The sequence below is a fragment of the Streptococcus sp. 116-D4 genome, from assembly GCF_009731465.1.
Taxonomy (GTDB): Bacteria; Bacillota; Bacilli; order Lactobacillales; family Streptococcaceae; genus Streptococcus; species Streptococcus pseudopneumoniae_E.
Map to the genome: position 1 here is coordinate 199,657 of NZ_AP021887.1, position 19,391 is coordinate 219,047.

The window sequence follows — 19,391 nt, forward strand, 5'->3', positions numbered from 1 at the left end:
TTGATAAGATAGGAATATGGATTTTGAAAAAATTGAACAAGCTTATACCTATTTACTAGAGAATGTCCAAGTCATTCAAAGTGACTTGACGACCAACTTTTATGACGCCCTGGTGGAGCAAAACAGCATCTATCTGGATGGTGAGACGGAGCTAAAACAGGTCAAAGAGAACAATCAAGCCCTTAAGCGTTTAGCACTTCGCAGAGAAGAATGGCTCAAGACCTACCAGTTTCTCTTGATGAAGGCTGGGCAGACAGAGCCCCTACAGGCCAATCACCAGTTTACGCCAGATGCTATTGCTTTACTTTTGGTGTTTATTGTGGAAGAGTTGTTTAAAGAAGAGGAAATTACTATCCTCGAAATGGGTTCTGGGATGGGAATTCTAGGCGCTACTTTCTTGACCTCACTTGATAAAAAGGTGGATTATTTGGGAATGGAAGTGGATGATTTGCTGATTGATTTGGCAGCTAGTATGGCAGATGTAATTGGTTTGCAGGCTGGCTTTGTCCAAGGAGATGCCGTTCGTCCACAGATGCTCAAAGAAAGCGATGTGGTCATCAGCGACTTGCCTGTTGGCTATTATCCTGATGATACCATTGCGTCGCGCCATCAAGTTGCTTCTAGCCAAGAACATACTTACGCGCATCACTTGCTCATGGAACAAGGACTTAAGTATCTCAAGTCAGATGGATACGCTATTTTTCTCGCTCCTAGTGATTTGTTGACCAGTCCTCAGAGTGATTTGTTGAAAGGGTGGTTGAAAGAGGAAGCGAGTCTGATTGCCATGATTAGTTTACCTGAAAATCTCTTTGCCAGTGCTAACCAATCTAAGACTATTTTTATCTTACAGAAGAAAAATGAAATAGCAGTAGAGCCTTTTGTTTATCCACTTGCTAGCTTGCAAGATGCGAGTGTTTTAATGAAATTTAAAGAAAATTTTCAAAAATGGACTCAAGGTACTGAAATATAAAATAGATTTTGTTATAATAGATGAAAACGCTTAAAAGGGGTATCATGTTATGACAAAAACAATTGCAATCAATGCAGGAAGTTCAAGTTTGAAATGGCAATTATACTTAATGCCAGAAGAAAAAGTATTGGCGAAAGGTTTGATTGAACGTATCGGTTTGAAAGATTCAATTTCAACTGTAAAATTTGATGGCCGTTCTGAACAACAAATTTTGGATATTGAAAATCACACACAAGCTGTTAAAATCTTATTGGATGACTTGATTCGTTTTGATATTATCAAGGCTTATGATGAGATTACAGGTGTTGGACACCGTGTTGTTGCCGGTGGAGAATATTTCAAAGAATCAACAGTCGTTGAGGGAGATGTTTTAGAAAAAGTTGAAGAGTTGAGCTTGTTGGCCCCTCTCCACAATCCAGCCAATGCAGCAGGTGTTCGCGCCTTCAAAGAATTGTTGCCAGACATTACCAGTGTAGTTGTTTTTGATACTTCATTCCACGCAACTATGCCAGAGAAAGCTTATCGCTACCCTCTACCAACAAAATATTACACAGAAAACAAGGTTCGTAAATATGGTGCCCACGGTACAAGTCATCAGTTTGTAGCAGGAGAAGCAGCAAAACTCTTGGGCCGTCCATTAGAAGACTTGAAATTGATTACTTGCCACATCGGTAATGGTGCTTCTATTACAGCTGTTAAGGGTGGTCAATCTGTCGATACTTCAATGGGATTCACTCCACTTGGTGGTGTGATGATGGGAACTCGTACAGGGGATATTGACCCAGCTATCATTCCTTACTTAATGCAATATACAGAGGACTTTAATACTCCTGAAGATATTAGTCACGTCCTTAATCGTGAATCAGGACTAATGGGGGTTTCAGGTAAATCTAGTGATATGCGTGATGTGATTGCTGCTATGGAAGAAGGGGATCACGATGCCACTTTGGCCTATGAAATGTATGTTGACCGTATCCAAAAACATATCGGTCAATACCTTGCGGTCCTAAATGGAGCAGATGCTATTATCTTCACAGCAGGTATCGGTGAAAATGCAGCAAACGTACGTGAAGATGTTATCTCAGGTATCTCTTGGTTTGGCTGTGATGTTGATCCAGAAAAGAACGTCTTTGGCGTGACAGGAGACATCTCAACAGAGGCAGCGAAGATCCGTGTATTGGTTATTCCAACTGATGAAGAATTGGTTATTGCCCGTGACGTTGAACGCTTGAAAAAATAACTAAAATCAGAAAAAATATTTAGGACAAGGAGTTGGGAAAGAGATTTTCCAGCTTCTTTTTCTGATGAAATTGTGCAAAACCTTGCTATGATTGGCTTTTTTGAAAAATATGGTATAATAGTAGTAATTTAATAGATGGAGTTGAGTTTTGAAGAAAAACTTTCGTGTAAAAAGAGAGAAAGATTTTAAGGCGATTTTCAAGGAGGGGACAAGTTTTGCCAATCGCAAATTTGTGGTCTACCAACTAGAAAACCAGAAAAACCATTTTCGAGTAGGTCTATCAGTTAGCAAAAAACTGGGGAATGCCGTCACTAGAAATCAAATCAAGCGACGGATTCGGCATATTATCCAGAATGCAAAAGGGAGTCTGGTAGAAGATGTAGACTTTGTTGTTATTGCTCGAAAAGGTGTTGAAACCTTGGGATACGTAGAGATGGAGAAAAATCTACTCCATGTATTAAAATTATCAAAGATTTACCAGGAAGGAAATGGGAGTGAAAAAGAAACTACAGTTGACTAGTTTGCTAGGACTGTCTCTATTGATCATGACAGCCTGTGCAACAAATGGGACAACTAGTGATATCACAGCCGATTCGGCTGATTTTTGGAGTAAATTTGTTTACTTCTTTGCGGAAATCATTCGCTTTTTATCGTTTGATATTAGTATCGGAGTGGGGATTATTCTCTTTACGGTCTTGATTCGTACACTGCTTTTGCCAGTCTTTCAAGTTCAAATGGTGGCGTCTAGAAAAATGCAGGAAGCTCAACCACGCATTAAGGCGCTTCGAGAACAATATCCAGGACGAGATATGGAGAGCAGAACTAAGCTAGAGCAAGAAATGCGTAAAGTCTTTAAAGAAATGGGTGTCAGACAGTCAGATTCTCTTTGGCCGATTTTGATTCAGATGCCGATTATCTTGGCCTTGTTCCAAGCTCTATCAAGAGTTGACTTTTTAAAGACAGGTCATTTCTTGTGGATTAACCTTGGTGGTGTGGATACAACCCTTGTTCTTCCGGTTTTAGCAGCTGTATTCACCTTTTTAAGTACTTGGTTGTCCAACAAAGCCTTGTCTGAGCGTAATGGCGCTACGATAGCGATGATGTATGGGATTCCGGTCTTGATTTTTATCTTTGCTGTTTATGCGCCAGGTGGAGTCGCCCTCTACTGGACAGTATCCAACGCTTATCAAGTCTTGCAAACCTATTTCTTGAACAATCCATTCAAGATTATTGCAGAGCGCGAGGCCGTAGTACAGGCACAGAAAGATTTGGAAAATAGAAAAAGAAAAGCCAAGAAAAAGGCTCAGAAAACGAAATAATAAGGAGGAATCTGATAATGGTAGTATTTACAGGTTCAACTGTTGAAGAAGCAATCCAGAAAGGATTGAAAGAATTAGATATCCCAAGATTGAAGGCTCACATCAAAGTCATTTCTCGTGAAAAAAATGGCTTTCTTGGTTTATTTGGTAAAAAACCAGCTCAAGTTGATATTGAAGCTATTAGTGAAACAACGGTCATTAAAGCAAATCAGCAGGCTGTAAAGGGCGTTCCTAAAGAAATTAATGAACAAAATGAACCAGTCAAGACGGTCAGTGAAGCGACTGTTGATTTAGGGCATGTTGTAGAAGCAATTAAAAAGATTGAAGAAGAAGGCCAAGGGGTTTCTGATGAGGTCAAGGCTGAAATCTTGAAAAATGAAAAACATGCCAGCACTATCTTAGAAGAAACTGGACATATTGAGATTTTAAATGAATTACAGCTTGAAGAAGCTGGTCTCGAAGAAGTAGAAACTCCTGTTGTTGAGAGTCAAGCTGAACAAACTGAAAGCCAAGAATTAGAAGATTTGGGCTTAAAGGTGGAACCAAGTTTTGATATTGAACAAGTAGCTACGGAAGTAACGACTTATGTTCAGACGATTATTGATGATATGGACGTTGAGGCGACGATTTCAAATGATTATAACCGCCGTAGCATCAATCTACAAATTGATACTAACGAACCAGGTCGTATTATCGGTTACCATGGCAAAGTTTTGAAGGCCTTGCAACTATTGGCTCAAAATTATCTTTACAACCGCTATTCAAGAACCTTCTACATCACAATCAATGTCAATGATTACGTTGAACACCGTGCAGAAGTTTTGCAGACCTATGCGCAAAAATTGGCGACTCGTGTTTTAGAAGAAGGTCGTAGTCATCAAACAGATCCTATGTCAAATAGTGAACGCAAGATTATTCATCGTATTATTTCACGTATGGATGGCGTGACTAGTTACTCTGAGGGTGATGAGCCAAATCGCTATGTCGTTGTAGATACAGAATAAGTAAAATCAGGTTTATCCTGATTTTTTGCTAGCTAGAGGAGGTTAATCGAATGTTGAGTAAGATAAGAGATTATCTGGACTTTGCTGGGATCCAGTATCGTAATCCAGATAAAGCGGGAGCAGAGCGAGAGAAAATGCTGGAATTGCGCCACAAAGGTCAAGAGGCACGAAAAGCTTTTACAGGGCTAGCCAAAGCCTTTCAAGTAAACCATCCAGAATGGCAACTCCAACAGACTAGCCAGTGGATGAACCAAGCCCAACGTTTGCGACCCCATTTCTGGGCCTATTTGCAGCGTGAGGGAAGAGTGACAGAACCTATGTTGGCCCTTCGTTTGTATGGAAGCCCTTCTGATTTTGGAGTTTCACTAGAAGTTAGTTTTATCGAGCGCAAGAAGGATGAGCGAACATTAGACAAACAAACCAAGGTCTTAGAAGTTCCGGTGGTAGAAGGGATTTACTATCTAGTCTACTCAGATGGAGAAAGTCAAAAGATGGAGGCTACTGAGGAAAATCGCCAAGTTTTAAGAGAAAAACTATCCCATCAGGAAGTCCGAAAAGTTTTAGTTAAGGTAGACGTTCCAGTGACTGCAAATTCATCTGAAGAAGAAATCGTAAAAGCTCTACTGAAATCTTATGACAAAATTCTTCCATTTTATCTAGCTACAAGAAAATAAGATAATCATTAAAATATCATAAATCATACAGTCCAAGAGTGAACAGTCCGCTGTGTAATTCTTGGTCTTTTTGTTTCCGTTTTCACATTATATAATAAACTTACAAAAACAATTCAAAAGGAGAACAATTATGGAAGTCATTTCAAGTGTTCTAAATTGGTTTTCTAGCAATATTTTGCAGAATCCCGCATTTTTCGTAGGTTTATTGGTGCTAATAGGATACGCACTTTTGAAAAAACCTGCTCATGACGTTTTCTCAGGTTTCGTTAAAGCAACAGTAGGGTATATGTTGCTCAACGTGGGTGCTGGTGGTTTGGTTACAACCTTCCGTCCAATCTTGGCAGCCCTTAACTATAAATTCCAAATCGGTGCAGCGGTTATTGACCCTTACTTTGGACTTGCTGCAGCAAACAACAAAATTGCAGCAGAGTTTCCAGATTTCGTTGGGACTGCAACTACAGCTCTATTGATCGGTTTTGGAGTAAATATCTTACTTGTAGCTCTACGCAAGATTACAAAAGTAAGAACCCTCTTTATTACTGGTCACATCATGGTACAACAAGCTGCGACTGTATCTCTTATGGTTCTATTCTTAGTCCCACAATTGCGCAATGCTTACGGTACAGCAGCTATCGGTATCATCTGTGGCCTTTACTGGGCAGTTAGTTCAAATATGACTGTTGAGGCAACTCAACGCTTGACTGGTGGTGGCGGATTTGCGATTGGTCACCAACAACAATTTGCAATCTGGTTTGTAGATAAAGTAGCAGGACGCTTTGGTAAGAAGGAAGAAAGTCTAGACAATCTTAAATTGCCTAAATTCCTCTCAATTTTCCACGATACAGTTGTTGCATCTGCTACCTTGATGCTCGTATTCTTCGGAGCTATTCTTTTAATCTTGGGTCCAGACATTATGTCTAATAAAGAAGTCATCACTTCAGGAACTCTATTTAATCCTGCAAAACAAGATTTCTTTATGTACATTATCCAAACAGCTTTCACCTTCTCTGTTTACTTGTTCGTTTTGATGCAAGGTGTCCGCATGTTCGTATCTGAGTTGACAAATGCCTTCCAAGGTATTTCAAACAAATTGTTGCCTGGTTCATTCCCAGCGGTTGACGTTGCAGCTTCTTATGGATTTGGTTCTCCAAATGCGGTCTTGTCAGGATTTGCCTTTGGTTTGATTGGTCAATTGATTACAATTGTCTTGCTCATCGTCTTTAAAAACCCTGTCCTTATTATTACAGGATTTGTACCAGTGTTCTTTGATAATGCAGCCATCGCGGTCTATGCTGATAAGCGTGGCGGATGGAAAGCAGCCGTTATCCTATCCTTCATTTCAGGTGTCCTACAAGTTGCTCTAGGAGCTCTCTGTGTAGCCCTTCTCGACTTAGCATCTTACGGTGGTTACCATGGAAATATCGACTTTGAATTCCCATGGCTTGGATTTGGCTATATCTTCAAATACCTCGGTATTGTTGGTTATGTACTTGTGTGTCTCTTCTTGCTTGTTATTCCTCAACTTCAATTTGCCAAAGCAAAAGATAAAGAGAAATATTACAAGGGTGAAGTTCAAGAAGAAGCTTAGTGTCTAGAAAAGGAGAAATAAAATGGTTAAAGTATTAGCAGCGTGTGGAAATGGAATGGGTTCATCTATGGTTATCAAGATGAAGGTTGAAAATGCCCTCCGTAAACTTAATCAAACAGATTTTACAGTCAATTCATGCAGTGTCGGTGAAGCAAAAGGTTTAGCAGCAGGCTATGACATCGTAATCGCTTCTCTTCATTTGATCCAAGAATTGGAAGGTCGGACTAATGGGAAGTTAATCGGGCTTGACAACTTGATGGATGATAAAGAAATCACTGAAAAACTCAGTCAAGCACTACAGTAAAAGGTTGGAGGGGGCTGGACAGAAACTGGGAGTCATCGTTTCTGTCCTTCTCCCTCTTTAAATAAAGGAGGCAGATATGAATTTAAAACAAGCTTTAATTGAAAATGACTCGATCCGACTAGGGTTAGAGGCTAAAGATTGGAAGGAAGCAGTCAGGGTAGCAGTAGATCCCTTGATTGAAAGTGGGGCGATTTTGCCAGAGTATTACGATGCTATCATCGAATCGACAGAAGAGTATGGTCCTTACTATATCTTGATGCCAGGTATGGCTATGCCCCATGCTAGACCTGAAGCTGGAGTGCAAAGAGATGCCTTTTCATTGATTACCTTGCAAAATCCTGTTGTATTTTCAGATGGGAAAGAGGTCTCTGTTCTGTTGGCACTAGCAGCAACAAGCTCAAAAATTCACACAAGTGTAGCCATTCCACAAATCATAGCCTTATTTGAATTAGAAGATTCTATTGCACGTTTACAGGCTTGCCAGACTAAAGAAGATGTCTTGGCGATGATCGAAGAATCTAAGGATAGCCCTTATCTTGAAGGATTGGATTTGGAAAGTTAGAAAGAGGAATAAAGAAATGACAAAAAGAATACCTAATTTACAAGTTGCATTAGACCATTCAGACTTGCAAGGAGCGATTAAAGCAGCTGTTTCTGTTGGTCAGGAAGTAGATATTATCGAAGCTGGAACTGTTTGCTTGCTTCAAGTTGGAAGTGAACTGGTTGAAGTCTTACGTAGCCTTTTCCCAGATAAGATTATTGTGGCAGATACAAAATGTGCTGATGCTGGTGGAACAGTTGCCAAAAATAATGCCGTTCGTGGAGCAGATTGGATGACTTGTATCTGTTGTGCAACCATCCCTACTATGGAAGCCGCTCTAAAGGCTATCAAGGCTGAACGTGGGGACCGAGGCGAAATCCAGATCGAGCTTTATGGTGATTGGACTTTTGAACAAGCTCAGCTTTGGCTAGATGCTGGTATCTCACAAGCTATCTATCACCAATCTCGTGATGCCCTTCTTGCTGGTGAAACTTGGGGGGAAAAAGACCTTAATAAGGTTAAAAAACTCATTGACATGGGCTTCCGTGTTTCTGTAACAGGTGGTCTAGATGTAGATACTCTTAAACTCTTTGAAGGCGTTGATGTCTTTACCTTTATCGCAGGTCGTGGAATTACGGAGGCTGCGGATCCAGCAGGAGCAGCGCGTGCCTTCAAGGATGAAATCAAACGAATTTGGGGGTAAACCATGGCACGTCCAATTGGAATTTATGAAAAGGCAACCCCGACCCACTTTACTTGGCTAGAACGTTTAAATTTTGCTAAGGAGTTAGGCTTTGATTTTGTCGAGATGTCTATTGATGAACGTGACGAGCGTTTAGCAAGACTTGACTGGAGCAAGGAAGAGCGCTTGGAAGTTGTCAAAGCGATTTATGAAACTGGAGTTCGTATTCCTTCTATCTGTTTTTCAGGTCATCGTCGTTACCCATTGGGATCAAACGATCCAGTTCTAGAGGAAAAATCTCTGGAACTCATGAAAAAATGTATCGAATTAGCTCAGGATTTGGGAGTTCGTACGATTCAATTAGCTGGTTACGACGTTTACTATGAGGAAAAGTCACCCCAGACACGCCAACGTTTTATCAAAAATTTGAGAAAAGCTTGTGATTGGGCAGAAGAAGCTCAGGTGCTACTTGCCATCGAAATTATGGATGATCCTTTCCTCAATAGCATCGAAAAATACTTGGCTGTAGAAAAAGAGATTGACTCTCCCTACCTCTTTGTCTATCCAGATATTGGGAATGTGTCTGCATGGCATAATGATGTCTACAGTGAATTTTATCTTGGCCATCATGCAGTCGCAGCTCTCCATCTCAAGGATACTTATGCAGTGACAGAAAGTTCAAAGGGCCAATTCCGAGATGTACCTTTTGGGCAAGGCTGTGTCAAATGGGAAGAAGCTTTCAATATTTTAAAACAAACCAATTATAATGGTCCTTTCCTCATCGAAATGTGGTCTGAAAATTGTGAAACTGTAGAAGAAACACGCGCAGCCATTCAAGAGGCGCAAGCTTTTCTCTATCCACTCATTAAGAAAGCAGGTTTGATGTAAGATGAATCAAGTAATTAATGCTATGCGTAAACGAGTCTGTGATGCCAATCAATCATTGCCAAAACATGGACTTGTTAAATTTACCTGGGGCAATGTATCTGAAGTCAATCGCGAACTCGGTGTCATTGTTATCAAACCATCAGGCGTAGATTATGACGAATTGACACCTGAAAACATGGTGGTAACTGACCTGGATGGCAAGATTCTAGAAGGAGATTTAAGACCATCTTCGGACCTTCCAACTCATGTGCAGTTATATAAGGCTTGGCCAGAGATTGATAGTGTGGTCCATACCCATTCGACAGAAGCTGTTGGTTGGGCTCAGGCAGGCCGTGATATTCCTTTCTATGGGACAACCCATGCGGATTATTTCTACGGTTCAATCCCTTGCGCTCGTAGTTTGACTAAGGATGAAGTAGAAGTGGCCTATGAAAAAGATACTGGCCTGGTCATCGTGGAAGAGTTTGAGCGTCGTGGTCTTAATCCAGTTGAAGTTCCAGGGATTGTCGTGCGCAATCACGGTCCGTTTACCTGGGGCAAAAATCCAGAAAATGCTGTTTATCACTCAGTTGTACTAGAGGAAGTATCTAAGATGAATCGCTTCACAGAGCAAATCAATCCAAGAGTTGAACCTGCTCCTCAGTACATCCTAGAAAAACACTACCAACGTAAGCATGGGCCAAATGCTTATTACGGTCAAAAGAAATAAGAAAATGAATTGAAAAGAGGCTAGGACCTTGCGATCCAAGCCTCGCTTTTGTAGTTGTAAATATCCAATGGTAAGAGTTTACAGCATATAATTGCAAAGTCTTTACGAATGTGATACCATTATAAAGTTGTTTTGGAAGCGATTGACAAATAGAGGAGTATGAATTATGGTTTTAGATAAGGCGAGCTGTGACTTGCTTCAATATTTGATGGATCAAGAAACGTCCAAAACGATTATGACGATTTCAAAAGATTTGAAAGAGTCAAGAAGGAAAATTTATTATCACATTGACAAAATCAATGCTGCTCTGGGTGACGAGGCGCTTCACATCAATAGTATTCCACGGATTGGTATTCACTTAACGGAAGAGCAGAGAGATGCTTGTTGTGAACTATTATCGGAAGTAGATTCCTACGATTATATCATGAGTGCGCATGAACGTATGATGATAATGTTACTATGGATAGGTATTTCTAAAGAACGTATTACGATTGAAAAATTGATGGAGTTAACAGAGGTATCTAGGAATACTGTTCTCAATGATTTGAATAGTATTCGTTATCAGCTAACCTTGGAACAATATCAGGTGACCTTGCAAGTGAGCAAGTCACAGGGATACCATCTTCATGCCCACCCTCTTAATAAAATTCAGTATCTTCAATCGCTTCTATATCATATTTTTATGGAAGAAAATACCACTTTTGTATCTATTTTAGAAGATAAGATGAAAGAGAGGTTAGATGATGAGTGTTTGCTTTCTGTTGAAATGAACCAATTTTTTAAGGAACAGGTTCCTTTAGTTGAACAAGATTTAGGGAAGAAAATAAACCATCATGAAGTAACTTTTATGTTGCAGATTCTACCTTATTTGCTGTTAAGCTGTCATAATGTTGAACAGTATCAAGAAAGACATAAGGATATAGAGAAAGAATTTTCTTTGATAAGAAAAAGAATAGAGTATCAGGTATCTAAGAAATTAGGAGAACGGTTGTTTCAAAAGTTTGAAATTACTTTGTCAGAACTTGAAGTTTCTCTTGTAGCTGTTCTTCTCCTCTCCTATCGTAAAGATTTGGATATTCATGCAGAAAGCGATGATTTTCGGCAATTAAAACTTGCTTTAGAAGAATTTATCTGGTATTTTGAATCACAAATCCGAATGGAGATTGAGAACAAGGATGATTTGTTACGAAATTTGATGATCCACTGTAAAGCCTTGTTATTTAGAAAGACTTACGGTATTTTTTCTAAAAATCCTCTAACAAAACAAATTCGATCCAAGTATGGAGAATTATTTTTAGTCACTAGAAAATCTGCGGAAATTTTAGAAGGAGCATGGTTTATTCGGCTAACAGACGATGATGTTGCCTATTTGACGATTCATATTGGAGGCTTTTTAAAGTATACACCATCGTCTCAAAAAAATATGAAAAAAGTTTATCTCGTTTGTGATGAAGGTGTTGCGGTTTCGAGACTTTTGCTGAAACAATGCAAACTTTATTTTCCCAATGAGCAAATTGGCACTGTATTTACAACAGAACAATTTAAGAGTGTGGAAGATATTGCACAAGTTGATGTAGTGATTACTACTAATGATGATTTGGATAGCAGATTTCCGATTTTAAAGGTTAATCCTATCCTTGAAGCAGAAGATATTTTAAAAATACTAGACTATCTTAAACACAATATATTTCGTAATGAGAGCAAAAGTTTCAGTGAAAATCTTTCTAGTCTTATTTCGTCTTATATTGTAGACAGCAAGTTGGCTAGTAAGTTCCAAGAAGAGGTTCAAACACTTATAAATCAAGAAATAGTAGTTCAAGCTTTTTTGGAAGATATTTGAAGGACAGTCCAATGATGAACACAAACCTGTGTTTTTCTTGGTCTTTTTTAGTGTTTTGAAGGGTGGTATACTAATCTCAAAGATAACAATTATATCCAAAGGAGGCAACATATGCCAAACGTCAAAGAAATTACAAGAGAGTCATGGATTTTAGCTACTTTCCCAGAGTGGGGAACATGGTTGAACGAAGAAATCGAAGAAGAAGTCGTACCTGAAGGCAACTTTGCCATGTGGTGGTTAGGCAACTGTGGTACTTGGATTAAGACACCAGGTGGTGCTAACGTTGTCATGGACCTTTGGTCAAACCGTGGAAAATCAACCAAAAAAGTGAAAGATATGGTTCGTGGGCACCAAATGGCAAATATGGCAGGTGTTCGTAAGTTGCAACCAAACTTACGTGTTCAGCCAATGGTTATCGATCCGTTTGCTATCAACGAACTAGACTATTACTTAGTTTCACACTTCCACAGTGATCATATCGACCCATACACAGCTGCAGCAATTCTCAACAATCCTAAGTTAGAGCATGTTAAGTTTATCGGTCCTTACCACTGTGGACGAATCTGGGAAGGATGGGGTGTTCCAAAAGAACGTATCATTGTTGTTAAACCAGGTGACACTATCGAATTAAAAGATATGAAGATTCATGCAGTAGAATCATTTGACCGTACTTGCTTGGTAACTCTCCCAGTGAACGGTGCTGATGAGACAGACGGTGAACTTGCTGGCTTAGCTGTTACAGATGAAGAAATGGCTCAAAAGGCTGTTAACTATATCTTTGAAACACCAGGTGGAACCATCTATCATGGTGCAGATTCTCACTTCTCAAACTATTTTGCAAAACATGGTAAAGACTTTAAAATTGATGTTGCTTTGAATAACTATGGTGAAAATCCGGTAGGTATCCAAGATAAAATGACATCTATCGACCTTCTTCGTATGGCAGAAAATCTGCGTACCAAAGTCATTATCCCAGTTCACTATGATATCTGGTCTAACTTCATGGCTTCTACTAATGAGATTCTAGAACTTTGGAAAATGAGAAAAGATCGCTTGCAATACGATTTCCATCCATTTATCTGGGAAGTTGGCGGTAAGTACACTTATCCTCAAGATCAACACTTAGTAGAATACCATCATCCACGTGGTTTTGATGATTGTTTTGAACAAGACTCTAACATTCAATTTAAAGCTTTGCTATAATATAAAAATATTCTTTGGAGGTTATCCGTATGTTGCATGATACGGATAATTTTCATATAATAGTAAAATAGAATGTGTGATCCAATAATCACCTCAAATAGAAAGGAAATTCTATGTCAAATCTATCTGTTAATGCAATTCGTTTCCTAGGTATTGACGCTATTAATAAAGCCAACTCAGGTCACCCAGGTGTGGTTATGGGAGCGGCTCCAATGGCTTATAGCCTCTTTACAAAACAACTTCGTATCAATCCAGCTAAACCAAACTGGATTAACCGCGACCGCTTTATTCTTTCAGCAGGCCATGGTTCAATGCTCCTTTATGCTCTTCTTCATCTTTCTGGTTTTGAAGATGTTAGTATGGATGAGATCAAGCGCTTCCGTCAATGGGGTTCAAAAACACCTGGTCACCCAGAATTTGGCCATACAGCGGGAATTGATGCTACGACAGGTCCTCTAGGACAAGGGATTTCAACTGCTACTGGTTTTGCCCAAGCAGAACGTTTCCTTGCAGCGAAGTATAACCGCGAAGGCTACAATATCTTTGACCACTATACCTATGTTATCTGTGGAGACGGAGACTTGATGGAAGGTGTCTCAAGCGAGGCAGCTTCATACGCAGGCTTGCAAAAACTAGATAAGCTGGTTGTCCTTTATGATTCAAATGACATCAACTTGGATGGCGAAACAAAGGATTCCTTTACAGAAAGTGTTCGTGACCGTTACAATGCCTACGGTTGGCATACTGCCTTGGTAGAAGATGGAACAGACTTGGAAGCAATCCATGCTGCTATCGAAACAGCTAAAGCTTCAGGCAAACCATCTTTGATTGAAGTGAAGACTGTTATTGGATACGGTTCTCCAAACAAGCAAGGAACTAATGCTGTACACGGTGCTCCTCTTGGAGCAGATGAAACTGCAGCAACTCGCCAAGCGCTCGGTTGGGACTATGAACCATTTGAAATCCCAGAACAAGTATATGCTGATTTCAAAGAACATGTTGCAGACCGTGGCGCATCAGCCTATGGAGCATGGACAAAACTAGTCGCAGATTATAAGGAAGCTCACCCAGAATTGGCTGCAGAAGTAGAAGCCATCATCGACGGCCGTGATCCAGTTGAAGTGACTCCAGCAGACTTCCCAGCCTTAGAAAATGGCTTCTCTCAAGCAACTCGTAATTCAAGCCAAGATGCCTTGAATATTGTGGCGGCTAAGTTACCAACCTTCCTTGGTGGATCAGCAGACCTTGCTCACTCAAACATGACTTATATCAAGACTGACGCACTTCAAGACGATGCTAATCGCTTGAACCGTAACATTCAGTTTGGTGTTCGTGAATTTGCAATGGGTACTGTCTTGAACGGAATGGCTCTTCACGGTGGACTTCGAGTTTATGGTGGAACTTTCTTCGTATTCTCAGACTACCTTAAAGCAGCAGTTCGTTTGTCCGCCTTACAAGGTCTTCCGGTGACTTATGTCTTCACTCACGATTCAATCGCAGTTGGTGAAGATGGTCCAACTCATGAACCAATTGAGCACTTGGCAGGTCTTCGTGCGATTCCAAACCTTAATGTTTTCCGTCCTGCTGATGCACGTGAAACACAAGCAGCTTGGTATCAAGCAGTTAAGAGCGAGAAAACACCGACTGTTCTTGTCTTGACTCGTCAAAACTTGACTGTTGAGGAAGGAACAGACTTTGACAAGGTTGCGAAAGGTGCTTATGTCGTTTATGAAAATGCAGCAGGCTTCGACACTATCTTGATTGCGAGTGGTTCAGAGGTTAATCTCGCTGTTGCAGCCGCTAAAGAATTGGCAAGCCAAGGTGACAAGGTGCGCGTGGTTAGCATGCCATCTACAGATGTCTTTGATGCGCAAGATGCAGCATACAAAGAAGAAATCCTACCAAATGCAGTCCGTCGTCGTGTAGCAGTCGAAATGGGAGCAACTCAAAACTGGTATAAATACGTTGGTCTTGATGGAGCCGTTCTCGGTATTGATACCTTTGGAGCCTCTGCCCCAGCACCAAAAGTATTGGCAGAGTACGGATTTACAGTTGAAAATCTAGTCAAAGTTGTTCAAAACTTGAAATAATCACAAAAATCAGAGTGAAAACTCTGATTTTTTATAACCATAAAAACAAGGCACAATCTTGTAAAAGTAGCTGAAATTTGATATAGTAGTCCTATGTAAAATACAAAGGAGAAAATACTATGGAAAATATTAGTCCAAATTTAACATTTGTGATCATGCTTGTAGGTATGTTTGCCTTGATGTTCTTTATGCAACGTTCTCAAAAGAAACAAGCACAAAAGCGTATGGAAAGTTTGAACAAGCTTCAAAAAGGCTATGAAGTGATCACAATCGGTGGACTCTACGGAACAGTGGATGAAGTAGATACTGAGAAGAGAACGATTGTTCTTGATGTAGATGGAGTTTACTTGACTTTTGAACTAGCAGCTATCAAGACCGTGTTACCGCTTAAAGAAACAGCTTCATTAGAAGGTGCAATTGAAAAATAAAACGGGATTACTAACTCCCGTTTTTCTATAAAAGAAAGGAAATGGGATGAAAAAACTAGTCTTTGTCTGTCTGGGAAATATTTGCCGTAGCCCTATGGCCGAGTTTGTTATGAAATCAATGACAGATAATTATGAAATCCAAAGTCGAGCGACGTCCTCTTGGGAACATGGCAATCCGATTCATAAGGGAACTCAAGGGATTTTTCAAGAGTATGAGATTCCTTATGAAAAAGGCAAAACATCGCTTCAGATTAGTAAGGAAGATTTTGAATCCTTTGATTATATTATCGGAATGGATGCTTCAAATGTTTCTGACTTACGTCAGATGTGTCCAGTAGGCTGTCAAGATAAGATATACTCATTTGCATCTGAAAGTGTTCCAGATCCTTGGTATACAGGAGATTTTGAGGAGACCTATCAGCGTGTTCAAGAGGGTTGTCAAGCTTGGTTAGAACGTTTAAAAAAGGAGAGTGAAGATGGAAAATCTTAAGAATTTTTACAAAAAGTATCTTGTCTATCTGACTCGTCCACTTTTAGAGACTCTAGCAGTAGTTGTCATTGTTTTTTGTGCTGTACTCGTCTTTTTTCTAAATATGCCCAGAAAAGGTGTTCTAAAGCTTGATAATGGAACGATTGTTTACGATGGCAGTCTTGTCCGTGGAAAAATGAATGGGCAAGGTACCATTACCTTCCAAAATGGAGACCAATATACAGGTGGTTTCAAAAATGGAGCATTCAATGGAAAAGGTACCTTTCAATCTAAAGAAGGCTGGACATACGAGGGTGATTTTGTAAATGGTCAGGCTGATGGAAAAGGAAAACTAACAACTGAACAAGAAGTCGTTTATGAAGGGACTTTTAAACAAGGCATTTTTCAACAAAAATAAAGCCTCCTTATCAAAGGAGGTATTGTTAGAAATAAAAAGTAAGCGCTTACTAGAAAATCTATCAATTTCCAAGTCCTTCTTCCAAACAAGTTTGTGAAATAAAAAATATTTGAAATAAATTTCACAAACTTTGAAGAAAAAGCCTGATAAGAAAAGAAAATGAAAAACATTTCACAAGGAACTAAAAATTCTTTGTGAAATGTTTATGAAACTGTTTACAAAGTTGAAATAATGCGTTATAATAAACTTGTGAAAAAATTAACAAAGGACTTGCAATCCTTGAAAGCTATGGAGGAAAATATGGCTGATAAAAAAACTGTGACACCAGAGGAAAAGAAACTTGCTGCTGAAAAGCATGTCGATGGTTTGGTGCAAAAAGCTCTCGTTGCCCTTGAAGAAATGCGTAAGTTGAACCAAGAGCAGGTTGACTACATCGTAGCAAAAGCTTCAGTGGCAGCTTTGGATGCCCACGGAGAATTGGCTTTACATGCCTTTGAAGAAACAGGGCGTGGTGTATTTGAGGATAAAGCAACTAAGAACTTGTTTGCTTGTGAGCACGTAGTAAACAACATGCGTCACACTAAAACAGTTGGCATTATCGAAGAAGACGATGTAACAGGTTTGACTCTCATCGCTGAACCGGTTGGTGTTGTTTGTGGTATCACTCCTACAACAAACCCAACTTCAACAGCAATCTTTAAAGCGTTGATTTCATTGAAGACACGTAATCCAATCGTCTTTGCCTTCCACCCATCAGCTCAAGAATCATCAGCTCACGCAGCTCAAATCGTTCGTGATGCTGCTATTAAAGCAGGAGCGCCTGAAAACTGTGTACAGTGGATCACTGAACCATCTATGGAAGCAACTAGTGCACTTATGAACCACGAAGGTGTTGCAACAATCCTTGCAACAGGTGGTAATGCCATGGTTAAAGCTGCATACTCATGTGGTAAACCAGCTCTTGGGGTAGGTGCCGGAAACGTTCCAGCTTATGTTGAAAAATCAGCTAACATCCGCCAAGCTGCACACGATATCGTCATGTCTAAATCATTTGACAATGGTATGGTCTGTGCCTCAGAGCAAGCGGTTATCATTGATAAAGAAATTTACGATGAATTTGTAGCAGAGTTCAAATCTTATCACACTTACTTTGTAAACAAAAAAGAAAAAGCCCTTCTAGAAGAATTCTGCTTCGGCGTGAAAGCAAATAGCAAAAACTGTGCTGGTGCAAAATTAAACGCTGACATCGTTGGTAAACCAGCAATTTGGATTGCAGAGCAAGCAGGATTTACAGTTCCAGAAGGAACAAACATTCTTGCTGCAGAATGTAAAGAAGTTGGCGAAAACGAGCCGTTGACTCGTGAAAAATTATCACCAGTTATCGCAGTTTTGAAATCTGAAAGTCGCGAAGACGGTATTGCAAAAGCTCGTCAAATGGTTGAATTTAACGGTCTTGGGCACTCAGCAGCTATCCATACAGCTGATGAAGAATTGACTAAAGAATTTGGTAAAGCTGTTAAAGCTATTCGTGTTATCTGTAACTCACCTTCTACTTTCGGTGGTATCGGGGATGTTTATAATGCCTTCTTGCCATCATTGACACTCGGATGTGGTTCTTACGGACGTAACTCAGTTGGGGATAACGTTAGCGCCATTAACCTCTTGAATATCAAAAAAGTCGGAAGACGGAGAAATAACATGCAATGGATGAAACTTCCTTCAAAAACATACTTTGAACGTGATTCAATTCAATACCTTCAAAAATGTCGTGACGTTGAGCGTGTCATGATCGTTACTGACCACGCTATGGTAGAGCTTGGCTTCCTTGATCGTATCATCGAACAACTTGACCTTCGTCGCAATAAGGTTGTTTACCAAATCTTTGCAGATGTAGAACCAGATCCAGATATCACTACAGTTGAACGTGGTACTGAGATTATGCGTTCCTTCAAACCAGATACAATCATTGCTCTTGGTGGTGGATCACCAATGGACGCTGCTAAAGTAATGTGGCTCTTCTACGAGCAACCAGAAGTGGACTTCCGTGACCTTGTACAAAAATTCATGGATATCCGTAAACGTGCCTTCAAATTCCCATTGCTTGGTAAGAAGACTAAATTCATCGCGATTCCAACTACATCTGGTACAGGATCTGAGGTGACACCATTTGCCGTTATCTCTGATAAAGCAAACAACCGCAAATACCCAATTGCTGACTACTCATTGACACCAACTGTGGCAATCGTAGACCCTGCTTTGGTATTGACTGTTCCTGGATTTGTAGCTGCTGATACTGGTATGGACGTATTGACTCACGCAACTGAAGCTTACGTATCACAAATGGCTAGCGACTACACTGACGGTCTTGCGCTTCAAGCTATCAAACTTGTATTCGAAAACCTTGAAAGCTCAGTTAAGAACGCAGACTTCCATTCACGCGAGAAAATGCATAACGCTTCAACAATCGCTGGTATGGCCTTTGCCAATGCCTTCCTAGGTATTTCTCACTCAATGGCTCATAAGATTGGTGCGCAATTCCACACAATCCACGGTCGTACAAATGCAATCTTGCTTCCATATGTCATCCGCTACAACGGTACGCGTCCAGCTAAGACAGCAACATGGCCTAAGTACAACTACTACCGTGCAGATGAAAAATACCAAGATATCGCTCGTATGCTTGGGCTTCCGGCTTCTACTCCAGAAGAAGGTGTGGAATCTTACGCAAAAGCTGTCTATGAACTTGGTGAGCGCGTAGGTATCCAAATGAACTTCAAAGCACAAGGTATCGACGAAAAAGAATGGAAAGAACATTCACGTGAATTAGCCTTCCTTGCTTACGAAGACCAATGTTCACCAGCTAACCCACGCCTTCCAATGGTTGACCATATGCAAGAAATCATCGAAGATTCTTACTATGGCTACAAAGAAAGACCAGGACGCCGTAAATAATTGTTATCAGCCTAGAGGCAGGAGGAATCCTGTCTCTTTTTTGTAATTCTATTGGCTCTTTGTCAACTGTAG

At 40.1% G+C, this 19,391-nt stretch carries 19 protein-coding genes; all 19 read left to right on the forward strand.

Annotated elements, in window-relative coordinates; translation table 11 throughout:
* Positions 1 to 16 precede the first annotated feature (16 nt).
* Positions 17 to 970, forward strand: a complete 954-nt coding sequence (locus UKS_RS01030) for a class I SAM-dependent methyltransferase (RefSeq protein ID WP_156011423.1) — start codon at positions 17 to 19, stop codon at positions 968 to 970.
* A 49-nt stretch (positions 971 to 1,019) separates the two neighbouring features.
* On the forward strand, positions 1,020 to 2,210 hold the full coding sequence (locus UKS_RS01035; RefSeq protein ID WP_156011424.1) for an acetate kinase: 1,191 nt from the start codon (positions 1,020 to 1,022) through the stop codon (positions 2,208 to 2,210).
* A gap of 148 nt (positions 2,211 to 2,358) precedes the next feature.
* Positions 2,359 to 2,730, forward strand: a complete 372-nt coding sequence (gene rnpA / locus UKS_RS01040; protein WP_117306632.1) for a ribonuclease P protein component — start codon at positions 2,359 to 2,361, stop codon at positions 2,728 to 2,730.
* Positions 2,705 to 3,529, forward strand: a complete 825-nt coding sequence (locus UKS_RS01045) for a membrane protein insertase YidC (RefSeq protein ID WP_232049747.1) — start codon at positions 2,705 to 2,707, stop codon at positions 3,527 to 3,529. Before rnpA ends, UKS_RS01045 begins: the two co-directional genes overlap by 26 nt.
* 17 nt (positions 3,530 to 3,546) lie before the next feature.
* Positions 3,547 to 4,533, forward strand: coding sequence for an RNA-binding cell elongation regulator Jag/EloR (jag, locus tag UKS_RS01050; protein WP_156011426.1), 987 nt, complete (start codon positions 3,547 to 3,549; stop codon positions 4,531 to 4,533).
* A gap of 50 nt (positions 4,534 to 4,583) precedes the next feature.
* Positions 4,584 to 5,207, forward strand: coding sequence for a ribonuclease P (locus UKS_RS01055; protein ID WP_156011427.1), 624 nt, complete (start codon positions 4,584 to 4,586; stop codon positions 5,205 to 5,207).
* Between the two features lie 130 nt (positions 5,208 to 5,337).
* Positions 5,338 to 6,795 carry a PTS ascorbate transporter subunit IIC gene (locus UKS_RS01060; protein WP_049496884.1) on the forward strand — a complete coding sequence of 486 codons (1,458 nt, stop codon included), beginning with the start codon at positions 5,338 to 5,340 and terminating at the stop codon, positions 6,793 to 6,795.
* Positions 6,796 to 6,817: 22 nt separating this feature from the next.
* A complete protein-coding gene (locus UKS_RS01065) occupies positions 6,818 to 7,099 on the forward strand; it encodes a PTS sugar transporter subunit IIB (protein ID WP_000241466.1) in 282 nt (93 codons plus the stop codon).
* Positions 7,100 to 7,175: 76 nt separating this feature from the next.
* Positions 7,176 to 7,661 carry a PTS sugar transporter subunit IIA gene (locus UKS_RS01070; RefSeq protein WP_156011428.1) on the forward strand — a complete coding sequence of 162 codons (486 nt, stop codon included), beginning with the start codon at positions 7,176 to 7,178 and terminating at the stop codon, positions 7,659 to 7,661.
* A gap of 16 nt (positions 7,662 to 7,677) precedes the next feature.
* Positions 7,678 to 8,343: a 3-keto-L-gulonate-6-phosphate decarboxylase UlaD gene (locus UKS_RS01075; RefSeq protein ID WP_049548839.1), complete on the forward strand. Its 666-nt coding sequence runs from the start codon at positions 7,678 to 7,680 to the stop codon at positions 8,341 to 8,343.
* A gap of 3 nt (positions 8,344 to 8,346) precedes the next feature.
* Positions 8,347 to 9,210 (forward strand): L-ribulose-5-phosphate 3-epimerase, encoded by an 864-nt coding sequence (locus tag UKS_RS01080; protein WP_156011429.1) that lies wholly within the window; start codon positions 8,347 to 8,349, stop codon positions 9,208 to 9,210.
* A gap of 1 nt (position 9,211) precedes the next feature.
* Entirely contained in the window at positions 9,212 to 9,919 is a 708-nt protein-coding gene (locus UKS_RS01085) for an L-ribulose-5-phosphate 4-epimerase (RefSeq protein ID WP_049496875.1), read from the forward strand.
* A 166-nt stretch (positions 9,920 to 10,085) separates the two neighbouring features.
* Complete coding sequence (locus UKS_RS01090) at positions 10,086 to 11,759, forward strand: BglG family transcription antiterminator (protein ID WP_156011430.1); 1,674 nt, start codon at positions 10,086 to 10,088, stop codon at positions 11,757 to 11,759.
* Positions 11,760 to 11,870: 111 nt separating this feature from the next.
* Entirely contained in the window at positions 11,871 to 12,962 is a 1,092-nt protein-coding gene (gene ulaG / locus UKS_RS01095) for an L-ascorbate 6-phosphate lactonase (RefSeq protein WP_156011431.1), read from the forward strand.
* Between the two features lie 113 nt (positions 12,963 to 13,075).
* The gene (gene tkt / locus UKS_RS01100; RefSeq protein WP_156011432.1) at positions 13,076 to 15,052 is read left to right on the forward strand and encodes a transketolase; all 1,977 of its coding nucleotides are present in this window, start codon (positions 13,076 to 13,078) and stop codon (positions 15,050 to 15,052) included.
* A gap of 128 nt (positions 15,053 to 15,180) precedes the next feature.
* Positions 15,181 to 15,480, forward strand: a complete 300-nt coding sequence (yajC, locus tag UKS_RS01105) for a preprotein translocase subunit YajC (protein WP_049492702.1) — start codon at positions 15,181 to 15,183, stop codon at positions 15,478 to 15,480.
* 46 nt (positions 15,481 to 15,526) lie between these two features.
* Complete coding sequence (locus tag UKS_RS01110; RefSeq protein ID WP_156011433.1) at positions 15,527 to 15,970, forward strand: low molecular weight protein-tyrosine-phosphatase; 444 nt, start codon at positions 15,527 to 15,529, stop codon at positions 15,968 to 15,970.
* Entirely contained in the window at positions 15,957 to 16,367 is a 411-nt protein-coding gene (locus UKS_RS01115) for an MORN repeat-containing protein (protein WP_049496862.1), read from the forward strand. The genes UKS_RS01110 and UKS_RS01115 overlap by 14 nt, the downstream gene beginning before the upstream one ends.
* 300 nt (positions 16,368 to 16,667) lie before the next feature.
* Entirely contained in the window at positions 16,668 to 19,319 is a 2,652-nt protein-coding gene (adhE, locus tag UKS_RS01120; RefSeq protein WP_156013013.1) for a bifunctional acetaldehyde-CoA/alcohol dehydrogenase, read from the forward strand.
* The last annotated feature ends 72 nt before the right edge of the window (positions 19,320 to 19,391 follow it).

Excerpts from the sequence above, each read along its gene's own strand:
- UKS_RS01115 (WP_049496862.1), top strand. The coding sequence starts at position 15,957 with ATGGAAAATCTTAAGAATTTTTACAAAAAGTATCTTGTCTATCTGACT.
- UKS_RS01110 (WP_156011433.1), top strand. The coding sequence starts at position 15,527 with ATGAAAAAACTAGTCTTTGTCTGTCTGGGAAATATTTGCCGTAGCCCT.
- UKS_RS01065 (WP_000241466.1), top strand. The coding sequence starts at position 6,818 with ATGGTTAAAGTATTAGCAGCGTGTGGAAATGGAATGGGTTCATCTATG.
- ulaG (WP_156011431.1), top strand. The coding sequence starts at position 11,871 with ATGCCAAACGTCAAAGAAATTACAAGAGAGTCATGGATTTTAGCTACT.
- UKS_RS01075 (WP_049548839.1), top strand. The coding sequence starts at position 7,678 with ATGACAAAAAGAATACCTAATTTACAAGTTGCATTAGACCATTCAGAC.
- UKS_RS01060 (WP_049496884.1), top strand. The coding sequence starts at position 5,338 with ATGGAAGTCATTTCAAGTGTTCTAAATTGGTTTTCTAGCAATATTTTG.
- jag (WP_156011426.1), top strand. The coding sequence starts at position 3,547 with ATGGTAGTATTTACAGGTTCAACTGTTGAAGAAGCAATCCAGAAAGGA.
- UKS_RS01035 (WP_156011424.1), top strand. The coding sequence starts at position 1,020 with ATGACAAAAACAATTGCAATCAATGCAGGAAGTTCAAGTTTGAAATGG.
- tkt (WP_156011432.1), top strand. The coding sequence starts at position 13,076 with ATGTCAAATCTATCTGTTAATGCAATTCGTTTCCTAGGTATTGACGCT.
- adhE (WP_156013013.1), top strand. The coding sequence starts at position 16,668 with ATGGCTGATAAAAAAACTGTGACACCAGAGGAAAAGAAACTTGCTGCT.
- UKS_RS01085 (WP_049496875.1), top strand. The coding sequence starts at position 9,212 with ATGAATCAAGTAATTAATGCTATGCGTAAACGAGTCTGTGATGCCAAT.
- UKS_RS01090 (WP_156011430.1), top strand. The coding sequence starts at position 10,086 with ATGGTTTTAGATAAGGCGAGCTGTGACTTGCTTCAATATTTGATGGAT.
- UKS_RS01070 (WP_156011428.1), top strand. The coding sequence starts at position 7,176 with ATGAATTTAAAACAAGCTTTAATTGAAAATGACTCGATCCGACTAGGG.
- UKS_RS01080 (WP_156011429.1), top strand. The coding sequence starts at position 8,347 with ATGGCACGTCCAATTGGAATTTATGAAAAGGCAACCCCGACCCACTTT.
- UKS_RS01030 (WP_156011423.1), top strand. The coding sequence starts at position 17 with ATGGATTTTGAAAAAATTGAACAAGCTTATACCTATTTACTAGAGAAT.
- UKS_RS01055 (WP_156011427.1), top strand. The coding sequence starts at position 4,584 with ATGTTGAGTAAGATAAGAGATTATCTGGACTTTGCTGGGATCCAGTAT.